12 protein-coding genes and 5 tRNA genes are annotated in these 15,550 nt (G+C 62.3%); 13 read left to right on the forward strand and 4 right to left on the reverse strand.

From position 1 onward, the window contains the following. Positions 1 to 94 precede the first annotated feature (94 nt). The 4 genes from AC1AXT_RS00630 to AC1AXT_RS00645 all read left to right on the forward strand — a co-directional run bounded on the left by AC1AXT_RS00630 (position 95) and on the right by AC1AXT_RS00645 (position 3,798). Positions 95 to 547 carry a GNAT family N-acetyltransferase gene (locus AC1AXT_RS00630; RefSeq protein ID WP_476539766.1) on the forward strand — a complete coding sequence of 151 codons (453 nt, stop codon included), beginning with the start codon at positions 95 to 97 and terminating at the stop codon, positions 545 to 547. Positions 548 to 640: 93 nt separating this feature from the next. Further along, entirely contained in the window at positions 641 to 883 is a 243-nt protein-coding gene (locus tag AC1AXT_RS00635) for a hypothetical protein (protein ID WP_476539768.1), read from the forward strand. A gap of 230 nt (positions 884 to 1,113) precedes the next feature. After that, on the forward strand, positions 1,114 to 1,968 hold the full coding sequence (locus AC1AXT_RS00640; protein WP_476539770.1) for an HAD family hydrolase: 855 nt from the start codon (positions 1,114 to 1,116) through the stop codon (positions 1,966 to 1,968). 168 nt (positions 1,969 to 2,136) lie between these two features. Next, positions 2,137 to 3,798 carry an aminotransferase class I/II-fold pyridoxal phosphate-dependent enzyme gene (locus AC1AXT_RS00645; RefSeq protein WP_476539773.1) on the forward strand — a complete coding sequence of 554 codons (1,662 nt, stop codon included), beginning with the start codon at positions 2,137 to 2,139 and terminating at the stop codon, positions 3,796 to 3,798. Between the two features lie 184 nt (positions 3,799 to 3,982). Here AC1AXT_RS00645 and tal read toward each other — a convergent pair whose 3' ends face one another. Beyond that, positions 3,983 to 5,089: a transaldolase gene (gene tal / locus AC1AXT_RS00650; protein ID WP_476539775.1), complete on the reverse strand. Its 1,107-nt coding sequence runs from the start codon at positions 5,087 to 5,089 to the stop codon at positions 3,983 to 3,985. Positions 5,090 to 5,215: 126 nt separating this feature from the next. Beyond that, entirely contained in the window at positions 5,216 to 7,312 is a 2,097-nt protein-coding gene (tkt, locus tag AC1AXT_RS00655) for a transketolase (protein WP_476539777.1), read from the reverse strand. Positions 7,313 to 7,557: 245 nt separating this feature from the next. Between tkt and hrcA the strand changes: the two genes are divergently transcribed. Both hrcA and dnaJ read left to right on the forward strand, forming a co-directional pair. Next, the gene (gene hrcA / locus AC1AXT_RS00660) at positions 7,558 to 8,655 is read left to right on the forward strand and encodes a heat-inducible transcriptional repressor HrcA (protein ID WP_476539779.1); all 1,098 of its coding nucleotides are present in this window, start codon (positions 7,558 to 7,560) and stop codon (positions 8,653 to 8,655) included. Next, positions 8,652 to 9,791: a molecular chaperone DnaJ gene (gene dnaJ, locus AC1AXT_RS00665; protein ID WP_476539781.1), complete on the forward strand. Its 1,140-nt coding sequence runs from the start codon at positions 8,652 to 8,654 to the stop codon at positions 9,789 to 9,791. The genes hrcA and dnaJ overlap by 4 nt, the downstream gene beginning before the upstream one ends. Positions 9,792 to 9,815: 24 nt before the next feature. On the opposite strand, the gene AC1AXT_RS00670 is transcribed toward dnaJ, so the two are convergent. Continuing rightward, positions 9,816 to 10,607, reverse strand: a complete 792-nt coding sequence (locus AC1AXT_RS00670) for a fructosamine kinase family protein (RefSeq protein WP_476539783.1) — start codon at positions 10,605 to 10,607, stop codon at positions 9,816 to 9,818. A gap of 128 nt (positions 10,608 to 10,735) precedes the next feature. Between AC1AXT_RS00670 and AC1AXT_RS00675 the strand changes: the two genes are divergently transcribed. Beyond that, a complete protein-coding gene (locus AC1AXT_RS00675; protein ID WP_476539785.1) occupies positions 10,736 to 11,623 on the forward strand; it encodes an undecaprenyl-diphosphate phosphatase in 888 nt (295 codons plus the stop codon). Between the two features lie 94 nt (positions 11,624 to 11,717). On the opposite strand, the gene AC1AXT_RS00680 is transcribed toward AC1AXT_RS00675, so the two are convergent. Continuing rightward, the gene (locus AC1AXT_RS00680) at positions 11,718 to 12,557 is read right to left on the reverse strand and encodes a PAC2 family protein (RefSeq protein ID WP_476539787.1); all 840 of its coding nucleotides are present in this window, start codon (positions 12,555 to 12,557) and stop codon (positions 11,718 to 11,720) included. A gap of 299 nt (positions 12,558 to 12,856) precedes the next feature. On the opposite strand from AC1AXT_RS00680, the gene AC1AXT_RS00685 reads away from it, so the two are divergent. The 6 genes from AC1AXT_RS00685 to thrS all read left to right on the forward strand — a co-directional run bounded on the left by AC1AXT_RS00685 (position 12,857) and on the right by thrS (position 15,498). Further along, positions 12,857 to 12,929, forward strand: a tRNA-Gly gene (locus AC1AXT_RS00685). 29 nt (positions 12,930 to 12,958) lie between these two features. Beyond that, a tRNA-Cys gene (locus AC1AXT_RS00690) sits at positions 12,959 to 13,029 on the forward strand. A 32-nt stretch (positions 13,030 to 13,061) separates the two neighbouring features. After that, positions 13,062 to 13,133 (forward strand) — tRNA-Val (locus AC1AXT_RS00695). A gap of 25 nt (positions 13,134 to 13,158) precedes the next feature. Beyond that, positions 13,159 to 13,231, forward strand: a tRNA-Val gene (locus tag AC1AXT_RS00700). 15 nt (positions 13,232 to 13,246) lie between these two features. After that, positions 13,247 to 13,319: transfer RNA gene (locus AC1AXT_RS00705), tRNA-Gly, on the forward strand. A 145-nt stretch (positions 13,320 to 13,464) separates the two neighbouring features. Next, positions 13,465 to 15,498: a threonine--tRNA ligase gene (gene thrS, locus AC1AXT_RS00710; RefSeq protein ID WP_476539789.1), complete on the forward strand. Its 2,034-nt coding sequence runs from the start codon at positions 13,465 to 13,467 to the stop codon at positions 15,496 to 15,498. The last annotated feature ends 52 nt before the right edge of the window (positions 15,499 to 15,550 follow it).

Below are 15,550 nucleotides of genomic sequence, written 5' to 3' on the forward strand. Positions count from 1 at the left end.
CTTAAAATCAGGAATGCGAAATCCTTGAGAGCATGCCTTCCAGAGTCAGCAAGAACGAAATCATAAATCAAGATTGAACGGATGACAAAGCAATATGAATAATTACGAATACATAACATTAAGAGAGCGACCGGATTTAAAAGACCGAGCAGCAATGTGGTTCAACAGCAAATGGGGCATTCCCGCAGAGACATATCTCGAGTGCATGGACCCATATTTGAACCGCGAAACGGAATATGGCTGGTATCTATGCCTTGATGGAGAGAAAATCATAGCGGGAATGGGCGTCATCGAAAATGATTTCCACAACAGAAAAGATTTAGCCCCTAATGTATGCGCAGTATATACAGAGGAAAAGTACCGTCACAGAGGGATTGCCGCAAATCTCTTGAACATGGTCGTCGAAGATTTAAGAAATCATGGGATTTCACCCATTTATCTCATTACGAATCATACGGGTCTTTACGAGAGATACGGCTGGGAGTTTCTTTGCATGGTTCAGGAAGACGACGAACCCGAAATGACACGCATGTATATTCACCGGTAACTTTCAATTCGAGTCCCGTGCCGGGAGGAAGAACCATCTATTATGATAGGTCTGGTACGCCCGGCAGCGTTGCGGTATCGGAAAGAGAACATCATGGCAAACGACAAGAGCAGAGCAACCGTCTATCATACCGGCGTCGTCATCGCCGGCACCGAGTTTACCGTCCGGCAGACTACGGCAATCCGACGCGCAATGGGGCAGCTGATGGGTGCGGTTGGGGCACGGCAGAGGCTGCTCGACCAGTATTCCCCGAACATGCGCCGCGAATCCATGGTGTCAGAACCGGAAATGGTCGTCGACTGCGCCTATGACGCGGAGGGAGACGGAAGGGACTGATTGAGCCGGTCTCAGCCAGAAAGCCCCTTCGCTATCGTCTGGCTGAAAACGGCATGAGCCGCTACTACAATTCACCGCTGGATTATGCCTAGATACTCCCGCTGAACAACAGTCGACAGTCCCATAGCACCAACAGAGAAGATCAAAGGTCTTCTCTACGATGAGAGACGTGACTGGTTGCCGCCGGCCATGTCTCTCTACATCGCCGATTCTTGCCTAAGGATGCCATCATGACTCTTGCCGCTGGCTCGCCGCTCGTGCTTGCCGATCTCGATGGAACGCTCCTGCATGGGGCTGAAGTGTTCGAGGACCGGTTCCTTTCCGACCGTTCGTTGCAGGCGGTGAACCGCCTGCATAAGCGCCGGATTCCGTTCGCCATCGCAACGGCACGGCCGGTGAGCACCGGGCTTCAGCTCGCCCGCAAGCTGCGTGCCGACGCCGTCATCTATCTCAATGGCGCGCTGATCGACTGGGATCCGAAGCATTCGACGTTCGCATCGCTGACAACGAAGAAGCGGGGCAACGATGTCGGCGAGCTAGCGACGACGACGATCGGGTTCTCGTCGAAGCGCGCCTGCGAGCTGTGCCTGGACATCCTTGCCGCCATTCCCGACATCCATCTGGCAATCGTCATGGACGACGTGCGGTATGCCAACTTCGATATCAGCACGATCTGGGCGACGCAGACGTGGCGGCCATCGAACTTCCATGACGTGCCCGACGGCATCGCCGACAAAGTGACGATTTTCCCGACGCCGGAACAGGCGGCGCAGCTGGGCGCGCTGATTCCGCCTGATCTCGACGTACACATATCGGAAGGCTGGATGTGGATGGTGATGAATCCCCTGGCCAACAAGGAGCACGCCACGCAGCTGCTGTGCGAGCGGTGGGGGATGGATGTGGCGAATGCCGTTTCCTTCGGCGATGACCTCATCGACATCAACATGCTCAAGCTGACGGGTACCGGAGTGGCGGTAGCGAACGCCAACCCTGAAGTGCTGAAGATCGCGGACGAGGTCTGCCCCTCCAATGACGAGGACGGCGTCGCCCGCTGGCTGGAGCGCAATTTCGAACTCAGCGACTGAACTAGTTTCTGAACCGCACCGTTTTCGTTGAGAACTGAACTGCAGCATCGCGACTGCGGTTCAGTTTTGTTTTAGACTATAAATTAGATTGCTGAATCGCTTAATTCATAGAGTTCAGTATTCTGAAGTTCAGAAGCCGTGGTAGACTGAACCGAAGTTCAACATTCAATGAACGGAGGTTCAGCGATGGCGACATTCGCGCAACGGCTCAACGAAGCGATGCAGCAACGCGGGTTCAAGCAGGTAGACGTATTGCAGCTGGCCGCGCAACGGGGCATCAAGCTCGGCAAAAGCCAGCTCTCGCAATATCTCAGCGGCAAATTCGCGCCACGCCGTTCCATGGTCCGCCAGCTGGCTTCGCTGCTGGACGTCGAGGAACTGTGGCTGTGGGGGAGCGAGGATGCAGCATCCCCCGTATCCGCGTCGATGCAAGAGCTCCCTGCAAACTCGAATCTGAACTTCCAGCACACAGAAGAACCGTCCGTTGAACTGAATGCTGAGTTCCTGGAAGTTCAGGGGAGGACTACTGAATCTGAACCCATTGAACAATCTGAACTCACTGATAATCTGAACCCTGAACCGAATGCGGACAGCACTGCGTCGAAAGGAAACGCCATGCGCCAATTCACCAAATCCCACAAGCTTGACAACGTCCTGTACGATGTGCGTGGCCCGGTGGTTCAGGAAGCGGCCCGCATGGAGCGTGAGGGCACGCATATCCTCAAACTGAACATCGGCAATCCGGCGCCGTTCGGGTTCAGGACCCCCGACGAAGTCGTCTACGACATGGCCGCCGCGCTGCCCCATACCGAGGGCTATTCGGAATCGAAGGGATTGTTCTCGGCGCGCAAGGCCATCATGCAGTATGCGCAGCTTAAGCATCTGCCCAACGTCACGATCGACGACATCTATACCGGCAACGGCGTGTCGGAACTGATCAACCTGTCGATGTCGGCGCTGCTGGACAACGGCGACGAAGTGCTGCTGCCGAGCCCGGACTACCCGCTGTGGACCGCATGCGTGACGCTGGCCGGCGGCACGCCGGTGCACTACGTCTGCGATGAGCAAAGCGACTGGTATCCGGATATTGACGACATGCGTTCGAAGATCACCGACCGGACGAAGGCCATCGTCATCATCAACCCGAACAACCCCACCGGCGCGCTGTACCCGAAGGAAGTGCTCCAGCAGATCGTCGACCTTGCCCGCGAGCACCAGCTGATGATCTTCTCCGACGAAATCTACGACCGGCTCGTCATGGACGGACTGGAGCATACGTCGATCGCCTCGATGGCACCCGACCTGTTCTGCGTGACGTTCTCTGGCCTGTCCAAGTCGCATATGATCGCCGGCTACCGCATCGGCTGGATGATCCTGTCGGGCAACAAGCGCATCGCCGCCGACTACATCGAGGGGCTGAACATGCTGACCAACATGCGCATCTGCTCGAACGTGCCGGCCCAGTCGATCGTGCAGACGGCGCTGGGCGGCCATCAGAGCGTCAACGACTACCTGGTTCCCGGCGGCCGCATCTACGAACAGCGCGAATACATCTATGAAGCGCTCAATGCCATCCCCGGCATTACCGCCGTCAAGCCGAAGGCCGCCTTCTACATTTTCCCGAAGATCGACGTCAAGCGGTTCCACATCAAGAACGATGAGCAGTTCGCCCTTGACCTGCTCAATAACGAGAAGCTGCTGATCGTGCAGGGCAGCGGCTTCAACTGGCACGAGCCCGACCACTTCCGCGTCGTCTACCTGCCGCGCGTCGAGGTGCTCAAGGACGCCGTCGGCAAGCTCGAGAACTTCTTCAGCTACTACCGCCAGTAGCGGTTGCTGCCCGGAGAGCCGATGCCGCTACGCGGCATCCCCTGTTCTCCGGGCATCATAGGCAATACGATGAGGCCCCGCCGGAATATCCGGCGGGGCCTCATGCGAATCGTCACAGGCTACGGGCCGTGCCGCTCACCGATAGGGGAGCAGCGCGGAGATTCGTAGCGTATCGGCGCTGTGCTCAGGCGTTCACGCGGTCAATCGCAGCCTGGACATCGGCGATGACGGTGTCCCAGGACTTGATGAAGGCGGCGACGCCGTCGGCTTCGAGCGTGTCGGTGACTTCCTTGAAGTTGATGCCCATGTTGGCGAGCACGTCCATCACGTCGTGGGCTTCGGCGAAGGAGCCTTCGGTGATCGTGGTTTCGCCGTTGCCGTGATCGGCGAGGGCCATCAGCGTCTTCTCCGGCATGGTGTTGACGACGTTCTCGGCGACGAGTTCGTCGACGTACTTGGTGTCGGAGTAGTTCGGGTTCTTCGTGCCGGTGGAGGCCCACAGCGGACGCTGGACCTTGGCGCCCTTGGCGGCCAGCTTCTGCCAGCGCTCGTCGTTGGCGAACTTGTTGAGGAAGAGCTCGTAGGCGAGGCGGGCATTGGCGACGGCGGCCTTGCCTTCCATTTCCTTGGCTTCCGGGGTGCCGATGGCTTCGAGGAGCTTGTCGACGGCGGTGTCCACGCGGGAAACGAAGAAGGAGGCGACCGAAGCCATCTTGGACAGGTCGTGGCCGTTGGCGTCAGCCTGGACCATGCCCTCGATGAAGGCGTCGATGACCTGCTCGTAGCGCTCGAGCGAGAAAATCAGCGTGACGTTGACGGAGATGCCCTTGGCCAGGGTGGCGGTGATGGCCGGCAGGCCTTCGAGGGTCGCCGGGATCTTGATCATCGCGTTCGGGCGGTTGACCTTCTCCCACAGTTCGACGGCCTGCTTCTCGGTGGCCTCGGTTTCGTGGGCCAGGCGCGGATCCACTTCGATGGACACGCGGCCGTTGACGTAGTCGGACTCTTCCGCAACCTTGGCGAAGATGTCGGTGGCGTTGCGCACGTCGGTGGTGGTGAGCTCGCGGATGGCGGTCTCGACGTCGACCTTGCCGAGTTCCTTGAGCTGCGCGTCGTACGGGCCGACCTGGCTCAGGGCCTTCTGGAAGATGGACGGGTTGGTGGTCACGCCGACGACGTTATCGTTGGCGATGAGCTCCTGGAGGTTGCCCGACTCGATGCGGGTGCGGGACAGGTCGTCCAGCCAGATGGACACGCCATTGTCGGAAATGCGCTGGGTTGCTTCAGTCATGTGTTTGTTCTCCTTGTATCCGATGGGGATATCAAAAATCGGGTTTATCGAATGCGGTAGACGTCCGCCGGCCGCGTCCCTGGTCGGGCTGACCGCGGCCGGCGGGCATCATGCCGGCAGGTTTGTTCAGCGGGTCGCTTCAATCGAGGCCTTGGCGGCTTCGACAACGTGCTCGGCGGTGATGCCGAGGTCGACCATGTTGTCGCCACCGTCGCCCTGCAGGCCGAACTGCTCGATCGACACGGCCTTGCCATAGGTGCCCAGGTACTTGTACCACGGCATCGCCAGGCCGGCCTCGACGGAGACGCGGGCCTTGATGTGGGCCGGCAGGATGGCTTCCTTGTAGTCCTCGTCCTGCTCCTCGAACCATTCCATGGAGACCATGGAGATGACGCGGGCCTTGACGCCTTCCTCGGCGAGCTGCTTGGCGGCGGCGATCGCCCACTGCACTTCGGAGCCGGAAGCCATGATGATGACATCCGGATCGCCCTCGGTGTCGACGAGCACGTAGGCGCCCTTCTTCACGCCGTCCTTGGCCTTCTCGGCGGTTTCGGCGAGGGTCGGCACGCCCTGGCGGGTGAGGATCATGGCCGTCGGCAGCGTGTTGTCCTTCTCGAAGAAGTAGCGGTAGGCTTCGGCGGTCTCCCACTGGTCGGCCGGGCGGACGACTTCGAGCTGCGGGATGCCGCGGAACGAAGCGAGGTGCTCGATCGGCTGGTGGGTCGGGCCGTCTTCGCCCAGGGCCACGGAGTCGTGCGTCCAGATGTAGAGGTTCGGGATCTCCATCAGGGCCGACAGGCGCACGGCGGCGCGCATGTAGTCGGCGAACTGGAAGAAGGTGCCGGAGAACGGGCGGGTGTCGGAGCCCAGCAGGATGCCGTTGGTGATGCAGCCGGCGGCGAACTCGCGCACGCCGAAGTGCAGCTGGCGGCCATACGGGGAGACTTCCGGCCACTGGGTGGTGGCGTACTTCGCCGGAGCGAAGGACTTGGCGCCCTTGATGTTGGTGTTGTTGGAACCGCCGAGGTCGGCCGAGCCGCCCCACAGTTCCGGCATGACGGCGGCGATGGCGTTGATCGCGGCGCCCGAAGCCTTGCGGGTGGCGACCTTGGCGCCGACTTCGAAGGAGCCTTCGAGCTCGTCGATGGCCTTGTCGAAGTCCTCAGGCAGCTTGCCGGCCTTGATGCGCTCGTACAGGGCGGCCTTGTCCGGGTTGGCGGCAGCCCACTTGGCGAAGGCCTCGTCCCATTCGGCATGGGCCTTCAGGCCACGGTCGGCAACCTTGCGGGCATGGGCCAGTGCCTCTTCGTCGAGCTGGAAGGTGGCTTCCGGGTCGAGGCCCAGTTCCTTCTTCAGGCCGGCGACGGCCTCGTCACCCAGGGCGGAGCCGTGGGAGGACGGGTCGTTGGTCTTGCCCGGGGTCGGCCATGCGATCAGCGTGTCGACCTTGATGAAGTGCGGCTTGTCAGTGACCTTCTCGGCCTTCTCGATGGCCGCGGACAGCGCCTCGACGTCCTCCTTGTAGGAGCCGTCGGGCTGGATGAAGGAGACTTCGTCGGTGTACCAGCCGTAGGCCTGGTAGCGCTCGAGGACATCCTCGGCGAACGCGATCTTCGTGTCGCCTTCGATCTGGATGTGGTTGGCGTCGAAGATGACGAACAGGTTGCCGAGCTCCTGGTTGCCGGCGAGCGAAGAGGCTTCGCCGGAAACGCCCTCTTCCACGTCGCCTTCGCCGCAGATGACCCACACCTTGTGGTCGAACGGGGAGGTGCCGGCAGGCGCATCCGGATCAAGCAGGCCACGCTCGAAGCGCTGGCCGTAGGCGAAGCCGACGGCCGAGGCGACGCCCTGGCCCAGCGGGCCGGTCGTCATTTCGATTCCCGGAGTCAGGCCGACTTCCGGATGGCCCGGGGTACGGGTGTCCTTGCCGCCGCGGAAGTACTTGAGGTCGTCCAGCGTCAGGCCATAGCCGGAGAAGTAAAGCTGCACGTACTGCGTGAGCGACGCATGGCCGCCGGAAAGGATGAAGCGGTCGCGGCCGGCCCAGTTCGGATCAGCCGGATCGTGCTTGATGAAGCGCTGGTAGAGCGTGTAGGCGATCGGGGCCAGCGAAATCGGGGAGCCCGGATGGCCGTGGCCGGCGTTCTGCACGGCATCGGCGGACAGCGCCTTGGCCATCTTGATGGCGCGCTCGTCCAATTCAGACCAGGTGTTATCGGTCATATGTGTTTACTTTCCTTCCAATACTTCGGGCAGCGGCGTCTGCGGCTTTATGCCGCAGTCAACGGATGCCCTCACATTGCAATTCCACATAGTATCGTCGGTAAACGACGAAGCCGCGCCAAAACGGCCACGCCGTGGCGCGCGGGCGTCCCGTACGGCGCACCGCAATTAGCACTCTCGACGTTCGAGTGCTAAAACTGTATAAGCCGCCTTTTCCGGCGGACAGGAATCATTCAGGAGGCCCGATGAAGCAATCACGGCGCATGCTGGTCTTGCGGGCGGTGGTTGAGGATTACATCCGGACGCGCGAACCCATCGGTTCCACCGCCGTGGCCCGCAGCCACGACATCGGTGTGTCTTCCGCCACGATCCGCAACGACATGGCGGTGCTGGAGGACGAGGGATACCTGATCCAGCCCCATACGTCAGCCGGCCGCATCCCCACCGAAAAGGGGTACCGCTTCTTCGTCGACCGTCTCGCCACCATCGTGCCGCTGTCGGATGCGCAGCGCAGGGGCATCCGCGCCTTCCTCGCCGGCTCCGTCAACATGCAGGACACGCTGCAGCGCGCCGCGCGGCTGCTCTCCTCCATTACCGGCCAGGTCGCCGTCGTGGCCTCGCCGTCGCTGACCCGCTCGCGCATACGGCATATCGAGCTGCTCGCCGTCGGCTCCTATACGGCCATGGCGATCGTCATCACCGATACCGGCCGCGTGGCCCAGCACCTGCTCGTGCTGCAGCACCCATGCGACGACGCGGCGCTCTCGCGCGCCGCGCGCATCGCCACGCAGGCGTGCCGCGGGCAGGCCCTGCGCCATGCCGCGTCGACGCTGTCCGCGCTGCCGTCCAGCGGAGAGGAGGGCGTCGACGAGGCCTTCGCCTCGCTGTCTCCGGCGCTGGAGACGATGGCCGACGAGGAACACGCCAGCGACCTCTATATGTCCGGCGTATCGCGCCTCGCCCAGCAGAACGCCTCCGATGACCTGGCGCCGCTGTTTGACGCCCTCGAGGAGCAGGTGGTGCTGATGCGGCTGATGACGACGCTGAGCGAGGCCGAAGGCCCTTGCGGCGTCGGCGTGGCCATCGGTTCGGAAACGCATACGCCCGGGCTGATGCATGCATCCGTCATTTCCACCGGCTACGGGCAGGCCGGCGCGGACGAACCGCGCAAGGACCAGGCTCCTGTAGCCTTCGTGGGGTCGATCGGCCCTACCCATATGGACTATGCCGCGACGATGGCAGCCGTCGGCGCCGTGGCGACCTATCTAACCGAATACCTTGATCCGGCATATGCCGGAGAACGGGACGAGACGCCCACCAACAAGAGAAAGAACGGCAAGTGACCGATTATTACGAAGTCCTGGGAGTCGAGCGCTCCGCCAGCGAAGAGGATATCAAGAAGGCCTATCGCAAGATGAGCCGCAAATACCACCCCGACATCGCCGGACCGGAATTCGAAGAGAAGTTCAAGGAGGTCAACACCGCCTACGAGGTGCTTTCCGACCCCGAAAAGCGCTCGATGTACGACCGCGGCGTGGACCCCAACGACCCTCGCGGCGGTTCCTATGCCGGCGGATTCGGCGACATGGGCGACATCTTCAGCCAGTTCTTCGGCAGCGCCTTCGGCGCGGGCTCCTCCCAGGGTCCGGTGCCGCGCATGCAGCCGGGCCGCGATTCGCTGGCCTCGGCCACGATCGACCTGCGCACCGCCGTATTCGGCGGCACCGAGAACGTCCGCATCGACACGTTCGGCGTATGCCAGGCGTGCACGGGCTCAGGCTCGGCGAACGGCGAGCAGCCTTCGCAGTGCCCGGACTGCCATGGACAGGGATACGTGCAGAAGGTCGTGCGCACGATGCTTGGCCAGATGATGACTTCCGCGCCCTGCGAACGCTGCGAGGGCCACGGCACGATCATCGAGCATCCGTGCCCCTCGTGCCACGGCCATGGCCGCGTCCGCACCACCCGCGACCTTGGCGTCAACATTCCCGCCGGCATCGAGGACAACACGCGCCTGCGCCTGGCGCACCAAGGCGACGTGGGGGAGTGCGGCGGGCCGGCCGGCGACCTCTATGTCGACGTGCATATCCGCCGCGACGAGCAGTTCTCGCGCGAGGGCGACGACCTGCATTGCTGGATCCGCGTGCCGATGAGCTGGGCGGTGCTCGGCCATCAAATGGACATCGAGACGTTCGACGGCCCGGAACCGCTGGACATCCCCGCCGGCTGCCAGCCGGAGCAGACGGTCGCCATCAAGGGGCTGGGCGTCACCAGGCTGCGCAACCCCGAGGAACGCGGCGACCTGATCGCCCACATCAACGTAGAGATCCCGACCAGGCTCAGCGACGAGGAACGCAGCCTGATCGAGCAGTACGGCGAGCTGCACGACGCGGACGCCGGGGCGATGGCCCAGACGTCGCGTCCGGCGCCCGCGCAGAAGAAGGGGTTCTTCAGCAAGCTCAAGGACGCCTTCAACTAGGTTCCCGCGCAGGCGCCACGGCGGCTATGCCAGCAGGGAACGGCACATGCGCCGGTACTGGCTGACGTAGCCGCCCCCGAAGAACACGCAATGGCCCGCAATGGGGTAGAGCTGCCACAGCGTCTGGCGGTCGCGCCATCCGGACTTGAGCGGATGGACCGACAGGTATCCCGTCACGATGTCCTCGAGATAGGACATGCCGAACAGGTTCAGCATCGCAAGGTCCTCTTCCCGGTGGCCGCCGTGGGCCGCCGGGTCGATGAGGACGGCCTGCACTTCGCCGGTATCGGCCGTCCACATCACGTTGCCGCTCCACAGGTCGCCATGCACGCGTGCCGGCACGTCGTCGGCCGCCTTCCCGAGAATCGCGGGCAGCGCCGCGATCACCTCTTCCGTCAACTCCATGTCCTCGTCGCGCAGCGTCCCGCGGGCTATGCCCATCTGGACCATTGGCCGCAGGCGCCCATCGGCGTAATAGGACTGCACGTCCGTCCACGACCCCGTATCCATCGGTACCGGATCCTGCAGCGGCCCGAAATAGCACGGGCCGTCATAGCCTGCGGGAGGCGCTCCGAAATAGTCGGCGCCAGCGTCGTGCATGCGGGCCAGCTGCGCACCGAAATCCCTGGCTGCCTGCGGGGTGGGGGAGCATGGCGTCACGCGCTCGATGTCGAGATAGGACGGCCCCCATCCATCGACCCTGACGACGCGGGGCCCTCCCTGCTTGCGGGCGGCTGCCAGCCACTGCAGCCCCATCGCCTCGCAGGCAAAGAACCCTTCCGGCGCATGCGCCCTGCTCTTGCGGTATTCCGCCATATGAATCCTCCATGCTTCACCGGCCGTTTTTCGGCCGTCCATTATCCAAAGATACGCCCTCGGGGCTAGGGTTGTGGCCGAAGCAGTTGACAACGACCAACCATATGTAAAAGACCAATCGGGGAACCATGAACTTTTTCCAGGCTATTTTCCTCGGATTCGTGCAGGCGTTGACCGAATACCTGCCCGTCTCCTCCAGCGCCCATATCCGCCTCGTCGGCGATCTCATGCTCGGCAGCGACCCCGGCGCCGCGTTCACTGCCATCATCCAGCTGGGCACCGAGCTGGCCGTCATCCTGTATTTCCGCCATGACATCTGGAACATCCTGTGCGGATGGTTCGGCTGCCTCTTCGGACATGAAGGCAAGGACTGGAAGCACCGCCTCGGCTCCTCCAACAAGGATGCGCGGCTCGGCTGGTACATCATCATCGGCACGATCCCGATCCTCATCGCCGGCGTGCTGTTCCAGGATGCGATCGAAACGACGCTGCGCAATCTGTGGATCACCGTGACGGTGCTGCTGGTATTCGGCATCATCCTGTGGATCGTCGACGCCCGATCGCGCCAGATCAAGACCATCGACGACCTTACCGTCAAGGACTCGGTGTGGTTCGGCATCGGCCAGATGCTCGCGCTGATCCCCGGCGTCTCGCGTTCGGGCGGCACGATCACCTTCGGCCGCGCGATGGGGTATACCCGTGAGGCCGCCGTGCGCGTCAGCTTCCTGATGGCCATCCCCGCCGTGCTGGGCTCCGGGCTGCTCGAAGCCGTCAAGGCCATCAAGAACGCGCAGACCGAGGCGCTGTTCCCGGGATGGGGCGCAACGATCGCCGCTACCATCGTCGCGTTCCTTGTAGGCTACATCGTCATCATCGGCTTCCTGAAGTTCGTGTCCACGTTCTCCTACAAGGCCTTCGCGATCTACCGCATCGCGCTGGCCATCATCGTGGCGCTGCTGCTGGTCTGCGGCGTGCTCACGCCGATGGAGGGCATCCCGGTCAGCGGCAACGCCTGACGGGTACGCGGAAAGGAAGAAGGCCCCGGAAAGCCATCACGGCTTCCGGGGCCTTCTTCGATATGTCCTGAAGTCCTTGCGCGGCGAAGCGCCTTCAGTCGGCTTCGGGCAGATCACGCAGGAACGCCTCGGCCTCGCTCACCAGCTGCTGGACGGCGGGGGAGCCGGAAGAAGCCATCGCCCTGGCCTTTACCTTCATGTCGTGCTCGTGCTCCAGCTGCTCGACGTAGCTGGCCAAATCCGGATTGTTGCGGATCATCACCGAAGCGCGCGACTGCCACTGCTCAGCCTTGCGCGTCAGCTCATCGGCCTTCAGGTCGACGCCCAGCAGCCCGGACAGCTCGTCGACGAGCTGCAGCGTACCCTGCGGGCATGGATCGTTGCCGAGGTACTTGGGGACGGACACCCATAGGGCGCTCGTCGGATAGCCCTCCTCGACGGCGGCCGCATCGAGGACATGCGGGATGCCGATCGGGCCGTTGTACTCGCATTCGATGTCGGCGTCCTCGCCTTCGATCGTCAGGTCGAGGGGCAGCGGGCGCGTATGGGGGCAATCGGCGAACATGGAACCCAGCGTGTAGACGTGGCTGACCTCGAACTCCTGCGCGATCCGCAGGCTCTCGCGGCAATAGTCCATCCATCCGTAATTGGGTTCCGGGCCGAGCTCGGCCAATATATGCAGCTTGTCGCTGACCGCGATGTCGTAGAAGGTGGTCTGCGGCCACAGGATGCGCTTGTACCCCTGCACGCAGCACTGGATGGGCCTGGAAACCTGATAGTCGTAATAGCCATCCCTGTTGATGTGGCCGACTTCCTGCGAGGGGAAACGCGACGCAAGATGGTGGATCACATCGGTCGCGCACTGGCATGCGTCGTTCCACCCGTCAAACGCAGCGACCATGACGACTTCGTGTTTGGAGGCCTGTTCATACATAAACAACACTGTAAACCCACCTATAGCGGCAACATGCTGCGATTTGCCCGGAGTGAAGGGCAATTCTTTCGCCTTGCGGCTCAAAACCGCGCGGACTTTGGGCATGGAATACTGATTGCGTCTAAATAATATACAAACTTTACTTGAAAAGACCGCCATTCCGGCGCCTGCTAGACAAGCAGGGAGCGCAAGCGTGGACATTGCCGCACGCCTGCGACACGCCGGTATTTGCAAATTACAACGATGGCGTTATAGTAGTGACTCGTGCTCGGGCAGCGGAAACGCCGCCGGAAAGCATCGCGGACATAGCTTAGTTGGTAAAGCGCGACCTTGCCAAGGTCGAGACCGCGGGTTCGAGTCCCGTTGTCCGCTCTAAGGTCCGACGAGTTGACAGACCTTACGGTGGGTTAGCCAAGCGGTTAGGCAGCGGCCTGCAAAGCCGTATAGACGAGTTCGACTCTCGTACCCACCTCGAGGACGGCGCCAAGGCGTCGTTCGGCAACCGGGCGGTTGGCGCAGTGGTAGCGCACTTCCCTGACACGGAAGGGGTCACAAGTTCGAATCTTGTATCGCCCACGGCCTTTGCGGCATAACTGAATACGGGTGTTTGGCGCAGCGGCTAGCGCACTTCCTTCACACGGAAGGGGTCATAGGTTCGATTCCTATAACACCCACGCATTCCATGCATTGCGGATATAGCTTAGTTGGTAAAGCGCGACCTTGCCAAGGTCGAGACCGCGGGTTCGAGTCCCGTTGTCCGCTCGATTGGCCCCTGCTCGCAGGGGCCTTTTTCTTTTTCCATGCCGTTCCCCAATGTCGGAACGCTCTTTTATGTTGTTGCTGTTGACACGACCAACGTCCAGGCCTGCACCTTAGTAACGCGGGCACCGATAGCAAAGGACTGACCATGGCTGAAAAGACCATCTCCATAACACTCAATGGCGAACCGAAGGAGGTGGAAGCAACCAGCACGGGCGTCCAGCTCTTCGCCGACGACAAGAACATCATCGCGGTACGGCTTAACGGCGAACCGCGCGACCTCTACACGCCGCTGTCGGACGGCGACGCCGTCGAGCCCATCGCGCTCGATTCCGAAGACGGCATCGCCATCATGCGCCATTCGGCCACGCACGTCATGGCCCAGGCCGTGCAGGAGCTCAAGCCCGAAGCCAAGCTTGGCGTAGGCCCGGTCATCGAGAACGGCTTCTACTACGACTTCGACGTCGACGAGCCGTTCACGCCCGAAGACCTCAAGGATATCGAAAAGCGCATGCAGCGCATCATCAAGTCCTCCCAGTCCTTCCGCCGCCGCGTCGTCACGCAGCAGGAAGCCCAGCTGGAAGAGGCGGAGCAGCCCTACAAGCTCGAGCTGATCGTCGACAAGGAAGCCGCGATGGACGACGGCGTGCACGACGACGTCAGCCACCGCGAACTGAGCTTCTACGACAACGTCGACCGCGACGGCAACGTCGTGTGGACCGACCTGTGCCGCGGGCCGCACCTGCCCAACACGCGCTACATCAAGGCGTTCAAGCTGGAGCGCGCAGCAGCCGCCTACTGGAAGGGCTCGGCTGCCAACCCGATGCTGCAGCGCATCTACGGCGTCGCCTTCCCGACCAAGGACGAGCTCAAGGCCTACCAGCAGCGCATGGAGGAGGCCGCCAAGCGCGACCACCGCAAGCTTGGCCAGGAAATGGACCTGTTCTCCTTCCCGGACGAAATCGGCCCGGGCCTGGCGGTGTTCCATCCCAAGGGAGCGGCCGTCATCAACGCGATGGAGGACTACTCGCGCGAAATGCACCGCAAGCACCACTACAGCTTCGTGCAGACCCCGCACATCACCAAGGGCGGCCTGTACGAGACCTCGGGCCATCTGCAGTGGTACAAGGACGGCATGTACCCGCCGATGCACCTCGACGAGGAGAAGGACGAGGACGGCAACATCGTCAAGCAGGGCTTCGACTACTACCTCAAGCCGATGAACTGCCCGATGCACAACCTGATCTTCAAGTCGCGCCAGCGTTCCTACCGCGAGCTGCCGCTGCGCCTGTTCGAGTTCGGCACCGTCTACCGCTACGAGAAGAGCGGCGTCGTCCATGGCCTGACGCGCGTGCGCGGCCTGACGCAGGACGATTCGCACATCTACTGCACCCGCGAACAGATGAAGGACGAGCTGAAGAACCTGCTCGGCTTCGTCCTGGGGCTGCTCAAGGACTTCGGCCTGGAGGACTTCTACCTCGAGCTGTCCACGAAGGACGAGGACAAGTTCGTCGGTTCGGACGAGATCTGGGAGGAGGCGACCACCACGCTCGCCGAAGTGGCGAAGGAATCCGGCCTCGAGCTCGTCGACGATCCGGGCGGCGCCGCCTTCTACGGCCCGAAGATCTCGGTGCAGGCGCGCGACGCCATCGGGCGCACCTGGCAGGTCTCGACGATCCAGCTCGACTTCAATCTTCCGGAACGCTTCGATCTTGAGTACGTGGCCGCCGACGGCACGCACCAGCGCCCCGTCATGATCCACCGCGCGCTGTTCGGCTCGATCGAACGCTTCTTCGCCATCCTGCTGGAGCACTACGCCGGCGCGTTCCCGGCGTGGCTGGCGCCGGTGCAGGTGCTCGGCGTGCCGGTGGCCGACGAGTTCGCGCCGCACCTGCAGTCGTTCATCGACGGCCTGCAGGAGGACATGGTCCGCTGCGAAATCGACCTGTCCGACGACCGGTTCGGCAAGAAGATCCGCAACGCCTCGAAGTCGAAGGTGCCGTTCATCCTCATCGTCGGCGAAGAGGACATGAACAACAACGCCATCAGCTTCCGCTTCCGCGATGGAAGCCAGCTCAATGGCGTGCCGGTCGAGGACGCGCGCAAGTGGATCCTCGAGGCCATCTCCCAGCGGGCACAGATCAACAGCGCCGACGATTTCAAGGCCGTCGCCGGCTGCTGACGCCCATGCGGCCCAGACCTTACGTACAGGACGAGGACAGGAACGGAAAACA

The sequence above is a fragment of the Bifidobacterium sp. LH_450 genome, assembly GCF_056356715.1.